The organism is Nonomuraea maritima (genome assembly GCF_900100395.1).
Classification (GTDB): Bacteria; Actinomycetota; Actinomycetes; order Streptosporangiales; family Streptosporangiaceae; genus Nonomuraea; species Nonomuraea maritima.
This window is the reverse complement of the sequence record NZ_FNFB01000019.1, coordinates 122,082-131,935: the sequence shown is the minus strand read 5'-3', so window position 1 is coordinate 131,935 and position 9,854 is coordinate 122,082. Positions and strand designations below refer to the sequence as shown.

15 protein-coding genes are annotated in these 9,854 nt (G+C 70.3%); 5 read left to right on the top strand and 10 right to left on the bottom strand.

The window, feature by feature from the left end:
• The coding region (locus BLR04_RS39920) for a type II toxin-antitoxin system Phd/YefM family antitoxin (protein WP_218129165.1) at window positions 1-236 on the top strand (236 nt) is incomplete at its 5' end.
• Between the two features lie 399 nt (window positions 237-635).
• Here the strand turns inward: BLR04_RS39920 and BLR04_RS26460 are convergent.
• A complete protein-coding gene (locus BLR04_RS26460; RefSeq protein ID WP_090770214.1) occupies window positions 636-1,199 on the bottom strand; it encodes a dihydrofolate reductase family protein in 564 nt (187 codons plus the stop codon).
• A gap of 90 nt (window positions 1,200-1,289) precedes the next feature.
• Here BLR04_RS26460 and BLR04_RS26455 point away from each other — a divergent pair, with 90 nt between their 5' ends.
• Window positions 1,290-1,811 carry a GNAT family N-acetyltransferase gene (locus BLR04_RS26455; RefSeq protein ID WP_218129164.1) on the top strand — a complete coding sequence of 174 codons (522 nt, stop codon included), beginning with the start codon at window positions 1,290-1,292 and terminating at the stop codon, window positions 1,809-1,811.
• Between the two features lie 9 nt (window positions 1,812-1,820).
• Here the strand turns inward: BLR04_RS26455 and BLR04_RS26450 are convergent, their stop codons facing one another.
• The 7 genes from BLR04_RS26450 to BLR04_RS26420 all read right to left on the bottom strand — a co-directional run bounded on the left by BLR04_RS26450 (window position 1,821) and on the right by BLR04_RS26420 (window position 6,876).
• On the bottom strand, window positions 1,821-2,132 hold the full coding sequence (locus tag BLR04_RS26450) for an SDR family NAD(P)-dependent oxidoreductase (protein WP_176903289.1): 312 nt from the start codon (window positions 2,130-2,132) through the stop codon (window positions 1,821-1,823).
• Window positions 2,133-2,257: 125 nt separating this feature from the next.
• On the bottom strand, window positions 2,258-3,016 hold the full coding sequence (locus BLR04_RS26445) for a class I SAM-dependent methyltransferase (RefSeq protein ID WP_090770178.1): 759 nt from the start codon (window positions 3,014-3,016) through the stop codon (window positions 2,258-2,260).
• Window positions 3,017-3,055: 39 nt separating this feature from the next.
• Entirely contained in the window at window positions 3,056-3,661 is a 606-nt protein-coding gene (locus BLR04_RS26440; protein ID WP_090770176.1) for a response regulator transcription factor, read from the bottom strand.
• Window positions 3,658-4,779 carry a sensor histidine kinase gene (locus tag BLR04_RS26435; RefSeq protein WP_090770174.1) on the bottom strand — a complete coding sequence of 374 codons (1,122 nt, stop codon included), beginning with the start codon at window positions 4,777-4,779 and terminating at the stop codon, window positions 3,658-3,660. Before BLR04_RS26435 ends, BLR04_RS26440 begins: the two co-directional genes overlap by 4 nt.
• Window positions 4,779-5,519: an ABC transporter permease gene (locus tag BLR04_RS26430; RefSeq protein ID WP_090770172.1), complete on the bottom strand. Its 741-nt coding sequence runs from the start codon at window positions 5,517-5,519 to the stop codon at window positions 4,779-4,781. The genes BLR04_RS26435 and BLR04_RS26430 overlap by 1 nt, the downstream gene beginning before the upstream one ends.
• Window positions 5,520-5,616: 97 nt before the next feature.
• Window positions 5,617-6,495, bottom strand: a complete 879-nt coding sequence (locus BLR04_RS26425; RefSeq protein WP_090770170.1) for an ABC transporter ATP-binding protein — start codon at window positions 6,493-6,495, stop codon at window positions 5,617-5,619.
• A gap of 69 nt (window positions 6,496-6,564) precedes the next feature.
• The gene (locus BLR04_RS26420; protein ID WP_218129163.1) at window positions 6,565-6,876 is read right to left on the bottom strand and encodes a hypothetical protein; all 312 of its coding nucleotides are present in this window, start codon (window positions 6,874-6,876) and stop codon (window positions 6,565-6,567) included.
• A 49-nt stretch (window positions 6,877-6,925) separates the two neighbouring features.
• On the opposite strand from BLR04_RS26420, the gene BLR04_RS39915 reads away from it, so the two are divergent.
• On the top strand, window positions 6,926-7,129 hold the full coding sequence (locus BLR04_RS39915; protein WP_143022207.1) for a hypothetical protein: 204 nt from the start codon (window positions 6,926-6,928) through the stop codon (window positions 7,127-7,129).
• On the opposite strand, the gene BLR04_RS40885 is transcribed toward BLR04_RS39915, so the two are convergent.
• The gene (locus BLR04_RS40885) at window positions 7,123-7,284 is read right to left on the bottom strand and encodes a hypothetical protein (protein ID WP_176903288.1); all 162 of its coding nucleotides are present in this window, start codon (window positions 7,282-7,284) and stop codon (window positions 7,123-7,125) included. The genes BLR04_RS39915 and BLR04_RS40885 overlap by 7 nt on opposite strands.
• A gap of 92 nt (window positions 7,285-7,376) precedes the next feature.
• Between BLR04_RS40885 and BLR04_RS26415 the strand changes: the two genes are divergently transcribed.
• Together BLR04_RS26415 and BLR04_RS26410 are read left to right on the top strand one after the other, a co-directional pair.
• Window positions 7,377-7,955 (top strand): NUDIX domain-containing protein, encoded by a 579-nt coding sequence (locus tag BLR04_RS26415; protein ID WP_245740547.1) that lies wholly within the window; start codon window positions 7,377-7,379, stop codon window positions 7,953-7,955.
• Window positions 7,956-7,995: 40 nt separating this feature from the next.
• Window positions 7,996-8,676 carry an SDR family NAD(P)-dependent oxidoreductase gene (locus BLR04_RS26410; protein WP_090770165.1) on the top strand — a complete coding sequence of 227 codons (681 nt, stop codon included), beginning with the start codon at window positions 7,996-7,998 and terminating at the stop codon, window positions 8,674-8,676.
• Here the strand turns inward: BLR04_RS26410 and BLR04_RS26405 are convergent.
• Window positions 8,663-9,748, bottom strand: coding sequence for a calcium/proton exchanger (locus tag BLR04_RS26405; RefSeq protein WP_176903287.1), 1,086 nt, complete (start codon window positions 9,746-9,748; stop codon window positions 8,663-8,665). The two genes, BLR04_RS26410 and BLR04_RS26405, sit on opposite strands and share 14 nt — an antisense overlap.
• Window positions 9,749-9,854: the final 106 nt, after the last annotated feature.

Sequence of the window (9,854 nt, the reverse complement as noted above, 5' to 3'; positions counted from 1 at the left end):
GGCGTCGGGTAGAGGCGGAAGTTGTACCGGAGCTGCATGGTAATAAGTGTACCATTCGATCTATGGATGTTCGCATGGGTATTCGAGAAACCAGGGAACGACTCGGTGACCGAGTCAACGCCGCCCACTATCTGGGTGAGGCCACCATCGTCGAGCGAAACGGCACACCATACGCGGTCCTGGTTCCCTACGAGTGGTGGACCAGCCGGCAAGACCATCCCGACACCTCTGAGTGACGCCGGTTCGCCCAGCGGCGAATCGGCGAATCTTGCTCCGCTACGCGGGAGGGTCCGCTTCACCCCCGGCCTGAAGGCCGGAGCACTGCGGACGAACCTGGTAGCGCGGTCGGCATCACGTGGATGATCACTAGGCGGCCGGCACGATCGCTGGGGGACCGGATCGGACGACATGTAAGGCGTGCGCCTGTCCGATGCGGTGCTTCCGCGCCGACCGGTAGAAGCGCAACTTCCTCATACTCGGATCATGTCGGACACAACTCCTGCGGGTAGGGGGTTTCGGTTTGCGCTTTGACCATGCGGACGAGCGGTGTGTGGGTCCGGACGGTGGTGGGACGCCTGCTCCGCCGTGCCGGCCGACCGCGGTTGTCATGCCGTCAAGAAGAGGGACCAGCCCGGTCAGCGGGGTCGGCGGTACTGGAGTTCCACGATCCCGTTCTGGGAGGGGGTGCTGGAGAGCAGCTGTAGTTGGTACGACTTGGGGAGGCCGTCGAACAGGCGGGTGCCTTCGCCGGCGACGTACGGGAACATGCTCACGTGGAGTTCGTCGATCAGGTCGAGCTGCATGAGCGAGCGCCAGAGGCGGACGCCGCCCCAGACGATGATGTGGCCGTCGCCGCCCTGCCTGAGCTTGTCGATCTCTTCTGTCGTGTCTCCGGAGGCGATGGTGGTGTTGGGCCAGTCGGCCGTCTTGAGGGTCCGGGAGAAGACGACCTTGCGGCCGGAGTTCAGGATGTCGGAGAACGGGTGGTCGGTGGACGTGGTCATGGACTCGGAGATGCTCTCGTAGGCGGTACGGCCCATGACGTGCGCGTACGCGCTCCGGAGGAACTCGAGGTGCCCCGGGTGGTCGGGGTCGCTGTTCTCGGGAAGGTCGAAGCAGAACTTCCAGAAGTCGGTGCCCTCGTCGGCGAGGAGACCGTCGAGGGAGTAGTTGAACACTGTCGCCATCAGCTTCCGCATGATCCGCTCTCCGTGCTGGGGGTTCGGGGACATGGTTCAGACCGGGTTGTCCCGCGGAAGTCATCGGTGCCCGGCGCTAGCGTCTACGTCATGACTGGTGTGATCACGGTTCGGCCCGCGGAGCCCGGTGACGGGGATGTGCTCGGTGAGATTCACGCGCTGTCCTGGGGCGTGTCGCACGGTCCGTTGTGTACGCCGCAGGTCGCCGCGGCCGGGATCGAGGAGCGGCGTACGAAGTGGCACGCCGTTCTCGCCGAGGGCGTGGAGGACACGATCCTCCTGGCGCACTTGGACGAGCGTCCGGGGGCTTTCGCCCGGTTCGGGGCTTCCACGTCGCGCCCCGGTTCCGCCGAGATCCACACCTTCTTCGCCCATCCGGACGTCTGGGGCAGCGGCATCGCGGCGGTCCTGCTGAAAGCGGCCTTGGAGCGCGTACGGGACGCCGGGTACGACGACGTGCATCTGTGGACGCTCCGCGACTCCGCCCAGGCGCGCCGCTTCTACGCCAAGAACGGCTTCACCGAGACCGGCCGCACCCACGACCACGACTTCGGCGACGGTCCTCCGCTGGCCCTGATCGAGCTGCAGCGCGCCGTGCCCGGCCCCCGATGACCGCTGCATTCACGTACGGACGAGGTTGCGCCCGGCGGCCTTGGTCGGCGAGTAGACGCTGCGCCCCGGGCCGCCTTTCACCCCGTCGACGGAGGACGTCACGATGATGGACCCTCCGTCGGACAGCAATGGCAGGGCCCGCTCCACGGTGAACACCAGGCCCTTGATGTTGACGTCGAGATGGCGGTCAACGACGTCCTCGGTGAGGGTGCCGAAGGTGTGGGGCACGGCGATCGAGGCGTTGGCGAAGAGGATGTCGATGTGGCCTCTGGCCTCGCGTACCCGGGCGTAGAGCCGGTCGAGCTCGTCGATCTTCGACACGCCGTCCGGACGCCGATGACGTCGCCGTCCAGCCCACTTACCGGGGCTGTCCGTTCCGGAACGAGCCGCGGACGTGGCCCTGTCACTCGTCGAGGAGTTGCTCGCCAACGCGGCGAAACCCTGAATCAGGGGCGTACGAGGGTGAGGAGGGGCTCGGGGAAGGTGGGGGACGGGGCGTCGGGGTTCGCGGCGACGGCCTGTTCCAGGCTGCGGAGGCCGGTCTCCACCTCGTCGGCGCTGAGCTGGGCGAAGAACGAGAGGGTGCGCAGGCGCAGGCGTTCGAGCATGTCACGGCAGGTGCCGGGGGACGGCTCGGTGACCGTGCCGAAGGCGGCGACGCGCCAGCCGTCCGCCGTGAACATCGCGATGACCTCGTGCAGCGGCTGGAACAGCGCGGTGTCCACCTCGAAGCCGCGGGGGAAGTGGTCGAGCCACCACGGCCTCGGATGGTGGTCGCTGAAGTTCCCGCGCAGCAGGAGGTGCCCGCCGGGCTTGAGCACTCTGGCCAGCTCACGGGCCGCCCGCGGCTTGTCCTGGACGTGGTGCCAGGACAGGAACATGAGCGCGTAGTCGGCGCTGCCGGACGGCACCGGCATGTCCTCGGCGGAGCCCGCCACGTACCGTACGTCGGGATGCCTGGACCGTGTCTCCGCGATCTCGCGCATGCGGACCGCCGGCTCGACGCCGATGACCGGCCCGAACGTCCGCGCGAGCGCCGGGGTGAACCTGCCGGTCCCCGACCCGACGTCGAGCCCGGCCAGCGGACGCCGTTCTGGCAGCACCGCCTCGAAGGCGCTGATCCAGGTGCGCAGCTGGTGTTCGCCGAGCGCCCGGCCGCGCGCGTAGTCGCGGTACTGCTCCGTGTCGTAGTCGACCCGCCTCATCGCCACTGTCGGGACGCTACGTCACTCCACAAGGGTTCGCTAGAGCCAGCCGTTGCGTTCGGCGGCCTTGGCGGCCTCGATGCGGTTGCGTACGCCGACCTTGTTGATCGCGGAGGAGAGGTAGTTGCGGACGGTGCCCTCCGACAGGTGGAGGCGGGACGCGATGTCGGCGATCGTGGAGCCGTCGGCCCCGGCGCCCAGCACGTCGCGTTCGCGCGGCGACAGCGGGTTGGGGCCGGCGCTCAGCGCGGCCGCCGCAAGCGCCGGGTCGATGACGCGCTCCCCGGCCACGACGCGGCGGATCGCCGCCGCGAGCTCCTGCGCCGGACCGTCCTTGATCAGGAACGCGGACGCGCCCGACTCCATGGCCCGCCGCAGGTAGCCGGGCCGGCCGAACGTCGTCAGGATCATCACGCGGCACTCGGGCACCTCGGCCCGGATGTCGGCGGCGGCGGTCAGGCCGTCCTTGCCGGGCATCTCGATGTCGAGCAGCGCCACGTCGGGCCGGATCTGCCGGGCGACGACGACCGCCTCGTCGCCGGACGCCGCCTGCGCGACGACCTCGAGGTCCTCCTCCAGGCCGAGCAGCGCCGCGAGCGCGCCCCGCACCATGTTCTGGTCCTCCGCCAGCATGACCCTGATCATGAGCCAGACCCTACGGGAACGCGGACCGCGACGCGGAAGCCGCCACCGGGCAACGAACCGGACTCCACCGTGCCGCCCTCGGCGGCGACGCGCTCGGACAGGCCGTTCAGGCCGTTGCCCGGTACGTGCTTCCCCTTGGCCCGGCCGTTGTCGCGCACCTCCAGCAGCGCATCGTCGCCGTCGCGTCCCATCTCGATGACGCAGCGGGAGGCGCGGGCATGGCGGACGACGTTCGTGACGGACTCGCGTACGGCCCAGCCGAACAGGCCGTCGGCCGCCTCGGGCAGGGGCGCGCCGGACATGCGCACCGTCGCGTCGACCCCGGCCGCAGCCAGGACCGCCCGCGCGCCGTCCAGCTCCTCGCCCAGGTCGCGCCGCCGGTAGCCGGAGATCGCTTCGCGTACGTCGGCCAGGGACGAGCGCGCCACCGACTCGATGTCGCCGATCTCGGCGACGGCGCGGGCCGGGTCGCGTTCGGCGAGCCGCCGGGCCAGCTCGCTCTTCAGGACGATCAGCGACAGGCTGTGTCCGAGCAGGTCGTGCAGGTCGCGGGCGATGCGCAGCCGCTCGTCGGCGGCGGCGAGCCGGGCGACCTCGCCGCGCGCCTCGTGCAGTTGCGCCACCAGCGTCCGCGAGTGCCGCAGCGCGACCATCATCATCCCGAACGCCAGGAGCACCAGCGCGATGCCGCCGATCATCGGGGCCGGGGCCCCGACCAGCAGCCCGTCACCGATCACCACCGCCATCGACACGAGCACCCCGACCGCGGCCCACCGCAGCGGCAGCGACATCGCGAGGACGAACGCCAGGTAGACCGGCAGGCCCATCCACTCGAGCCCGAACAGCGGCGGCAGGCCCACCGCCAGCAGCGCGAACACGCCCAGCACCACCAGTGACCGTACGGTGAACGGGTCGTCCCAGTGCCACCGGACGAACGCCGCCGCGTAGTACGTCAGCGTGAACACCAGCAGGGCCGCGATGCCCAGCCAGAGCCGCGGCCCCTCGTAGTTGGCCACCGCCACCACGACCGGGGCAAGGAACAGCAGCCCGAACGACATCCAGAAGGCCCGTTGCAGCAGCTCGGGGCCTTCGACGTCGCCTTGGAAGAGTCGGTTCATCAAGCCGCAACGGTAGCGCGCCGGTAGGCGACGACCGCGAGCGCGCCCAGCCCCAGCGTCCAGGCGGCGAGCACGAGCCCGGCGGTCAGCGAGGGCGCGTGACCGGCGGCCACGGCCCGGCCCAGCTCGGCGAACCTGGTCGAGGGCAGCCCGCCGGCGATGTTCTGGATGAACGCCGGCAGCACCGAGAGCGGCATCCACATCCCGCCGGCGATGGCGAGCGTGAAGTAGCAGCCGATGGTGATCGGCTGGGCGGCTTCCGGGCCGACCAGCGACCCGATCAGCGTGCCGAGCGCCGCGAACGGCAACGTGCCCACCCACAGCAGCGCCGTGATGGCGACCCACTGCCCGAGGTCGAGCCGCACGCCCTGCGACACCACCGACGCCAGCCCGACCAGGATCACGGCGGGCAGGCCCAGCGACATTGCGGCGAAGATCTTCACCACGATCACCGTGCCTGGCTTCAACGGCGTCACCCACAGCTGTCGCAGCCAGCCGGAGCGGCGTTCTGCCGCCAGCCGCACGCCCGTGGTCATGAGGGCCGCGCCGAGCGCGCCGTACGAGGCCATCGAGACCATGATGTCGACGGGGGCGGCGAGCCCGGTGACGGGGTCGGGCCGGTCGCCGCCGAAGATGTTCGACCACAGGAAGTAGAAGCCGACCGGGACGGCCAGCGAGAAGAGCAGGTAGTACCGGTCGCGCACGACCTGGAGCAGTTCAAGACGAAGGTAGTTCAGCATGTCGGGGGCCTTTCAGGCGTGCAGGCGGGGGGCAGGCGTTGCGGGGAGCGCCGGACGTTCGGATGGACGGCCGGGCGTTCGAGCGGGGGTCAGGCGCTCAGGCGGAGGTCAGGGAGAGGAAGGCGTCCTCGAGCGCGGGAGTGATGATCTCCAGGTCGCGGACCTTCAGGCCGGTGCCGTAGAGGGCGGCGACCACGGTGTCGGGGTCGGCGGTGTGCAGCGTGGCGACCTCGCCCTCCACTTCGACGGCGCTCACCGCGGGAAGCCGTTCCAGCCCGGCCGCGGGCTGGTCGCCCAGCGTGAACCGGACCGCGCGGCCTCCGGCCCGCTGCTTGATCTCGGCGGGCGTGCCGTCGGCGACGATCCGGCCGCGCGCGACGACCACCACCCGGTCGGCGTTCTCGTCGGCCTCCTCCAGGTGGTGGGTGGCGAACAGGACCGTACGGCCGTCCGCCGCGTAGGCGCGGATCCCTGCCCAGAACGCCCGCCGCGACTCGACGTCGAGCGCGGCCGTGGGCTCGTCCAGGACCAGGATCTTCGGCGCGCCCGCGATCGCCATCGCGAACCGTACGCGCTGGGCCTGGCCGCCGGAGAGCCGGCCGGTGCGCCGCTTGGCGAGGTCGGTCAGCCCGGCCAGCTCCAGCACCTCGTCCAGCGGCATCGGGTCGGGGTAGAGACCCCGTACGAACCCGACGACCTCGCGGACGGTGAGGTTCGGGACCAGGTCGCCGTCCTGCAGCATGGCGCCGACGTACCCGGTGGCGGCGGCCTCGGCCGGGGACTTGCCGAACATCTCGACGCTTCCGGCGTCGGGGGTGATGAGGCCGAGCATCATGCTGACCGTGGTGCTCTTGCCGGCGCCGTTCGGGCCGAGCACCGCGACGACCTGTCCGGCGGGTACGCGCAGGGTCAACGACTCGACGGCTCGCACGTTTCCGTAGCTCTTGGCCACGCCCTCAATGCTGATCGCTTCCATGTCCTCAACACTAGAAACGCCCAGCTCGCGGGGTTAGTGAAGCTTGTCGTGCCCTCGTACTGACATAAGTCACACCCGCAACGGCGGGTGATGCAGCACCTCGACGTACATGATGCGCCCGTCGACGACGTCCAGAACCAGATCGCCCACCGCGGGGCTCAGCGCGACGTTCCTGTGCCCAGGTCCGTAGGCGCCCCGCGGACGTTCGGCCGTGTAGAAGCTCTGACAGAAGTCGTCGCCGCACCCGCACTCCTCGTACAGCCGGAGGTTCCACGCGGCAACGGCCAGAGACTCCTCACCCTCCTCCCTCAGACACGCGACCAGCTCCGCCACGAGCCCAGGGAACACCTCCCGCACCAACGGCCGCTCATGTTCCCTCATCTCGCCTCACCTGCCGTGAATCCTGTACGGAACGGGCGATCATGGTGCCATGCTGGGCAGCATGACGAGCGGAAAACCGTCTCCCGTGGTGGTCCTGGTCGCCGCACTCGCACTGTGCGTCGGTGGATTCGTAGTCTGGACCGTCGTCACCATCGCCGGCTATGTGATGGGCCGGCCGGCGGTCGCCGTTGCCGCGGTCATCCTGTCGGCCCTGTTGCTCGCGTCTGTCGTCGTCATCCGCCGACGTCAATGAGCCGTACGGGTGCGCGCGACGGTCAGGATCGATCGGCTCTCGCCGGTGACGGGCTCCTGGTTCGGGCCGCCGTACTGGGCCTCGATCTCGAAGCCCGCATCGCGGAGCAGCGCGCCGAGCACCGACAGGTCCAGGAACCGCGGCGGCGTCAGCATCGGTGAACACCTCGGCAGTATCGCCACACCGTCAGGGGCTGCCAACCGAATATCGCGCGGCTGGTTCGAGATCGCCGAGTAGGGTGGCGGTCGTGTCTGGTGACAGCTCTCGGAGTGAGCGGCTGCGGGGCGAGTTGATGCGGCAGGTGGCCGGGATCGTCCCCTGGGACGAGCAAGAGGACGCGCATGTGGCCGCCGCGCTCGCCTGGGTCGCCAGTGGCGCGCCGCTGTACCGGACGCACGCGCCCGACGTTCCCGACCCCCACCTCGTGGTGTACAACGTGGTCCTCAGCCCGGACGGGGAACTTCTGCTCGTCGATCACCGCAAGGCCCGGCTCTGGTTGCCGAGCGGGGGGCACGTCGAGCCAGGGGAAGCCGTCTGGGACACCGTCGAGCGCGAGTGCCTGGAAGAGCTGCATGTGCGGGCACGCCCGACGACCTTCGGGACCAGCCCGTTCTTCGCCACCGTCACACCGACGCGCGGCCCGGACGTCCACACGGACGTGTCGCTCTGGTTCCTCCTCGAAGTGGACGCCATCACCTCGTACGACCAGCGTGAGTTCGCCGCCGTCAGGTGGCTGTCACCCCGCGCGGTGCTGGACGAGCCCATCGAACGTCTGGACCCCCACATGCACCGGTTCACCCAGAAGCTCGTCAACGCCCTGGGCTGAACTGCCGTACGTCAGCCGCAGCCGAGTCAGGGGAGTTCTCGTGAGGCACGTGCTGGTGAGCGGGGCCACCGGAGGGATCGGGGCCGCGCTTGTCGAAGGGCTGGTTGCGGCCGGGCATCGGGTGACCGCCCTGGGGCGTGACATCGGGCGGCTGGACGTGCCGGGGATCGAGGCGGATCTCGCCGATCCCGCGTCGCTGGCCGGCGCGCTGCACGGGGCGGGACTGGACGACCTGCACGCGCTGGTGCACTGCGCGGCGATCTCTCCGGTCGCGACCGTCGCAGACGCGGACCCGGAGACGTGGCAGCGGGTCCTGTCGGTGAACGTGGCCTCCGCCGCCGAGCTGACCCGGCTGACGCTGCCCGCTCTGCGGCGGGCCCGGGGTCACGTGCTCTTCGTCAACGCAGCGCCCGGGACGACGGGGGTGGCGCGCTGGTCGGCCTTCGCCGGCAGCAAGGCGGCGCTGCGCGAACTGGCCGATTCGCTCCGCGAGGAAGAGGCGGCCTCCGGCGTACGGGTGACGACGGTCTACCCCGGTCCGACGGCGACCGATCTGCTGGGCGAGGTCAGAGCCGCTTTCGGCCGTCCCCATGATCCCGGGCGGTGCATCCGGCCGGAGACGCTCGCCGCCATGATCGTCTGGGTGTTGGGCGCACCCCCCGACGCCTACACCGCTGAGCTGTCCGTGCTCCCGTCACCACGGGAGATCAGCCGAAGATGAAGTACGCGCAGGCCAGGGCGACGTAGCCGGTGATCAGGATGAGGCCTCGGGCGCGGCTGGACCAGCCGCGCCCGAGGACCGCCGCCGGGAGCAGGACCGCGATGCCCAGGCTGATGATCTCGACCGGCTGGAACGCCATCGGCATCGGACGGAACGTCGCCGACACCAGGGCCACCACCGGCAGGACGAAGAGGGCCACCTGGGCCGAGGAGCTGAGCGAGATCTCCAGCGCGAGGTCACGGTTGCCACGGGCCGCGACCACGACCGCGCCGCCGTGCTCGGCCGCGTTCCCCACCAGCGCCACGACCACCGCCGAGGTGAAGAACAGCCCGAGGCCGCTGGCCGTCGCGAACGCCTGGATCGTGTCGGTCACCACGTGCGTCACCACGACGGTCGCGGCCGTCGCCAGCAGCAGGTAGAGCAGCCCCTTGCGCAGCGACCACTCCGGCGGGCCGGCGTCGTCGGCGGCGCGGTCGGCGCGGTGCTCCACGTAGGCGGCGCGCACCGAGCGGGCCGTCAGCACGACGTACAGCACGAGCAGGATCGCCGACAGCGGCAGGTCGAACCCCGACGCCTGCCTGTCGCCCTGCCGCCACCCGTAGTGGACGGCCATCCCGCCGAACAGCACCACCGCGAGCCCCACCTGCCCGAGCGTCGACAGTACGGACGAGCGCGACACCCGCCCGCGCGGAGCGAAGGTCAGCGAGGTGCCGAGCACCAGCAGCAGGTTGCTCACCACCGACCCCACGAGGGACGCCCGCACCACCGTGAACAGCCCGCCCGCGATGGCGAACAGCGACACCATCAGCTCGGGCGCGTTGCCCATGGTCGCGTTGAGCAGGCCGCCTATCACCGGGCCGGTGTGCTCGGCGAGCCGCTCGGTCGCCTCCCCGATCACGAACGCGAGCGGGATCAGCGCCAGCGCTCCCAGGACGAACCGCGCGCTGGCCCAGCCGCCCGCCGCCTCGGTGACGAGGTTCACCACCATGAGCAGGAGTGCCACGCCGAGCAGGATGTTCACCGTCCGGCTGCGGCTCGCGGCCACCGCGATCGAGGTTGCGTCCTGAGACATCGGGGTCCTTCCGAGGAGAGGTTCCATCCAGGGTCTCAAGTGCCTTACGCCGGATTGACGCCGGGTTGACCGAACTGTTCAACAAGGCGAAGGTGCTGCCGTGCTG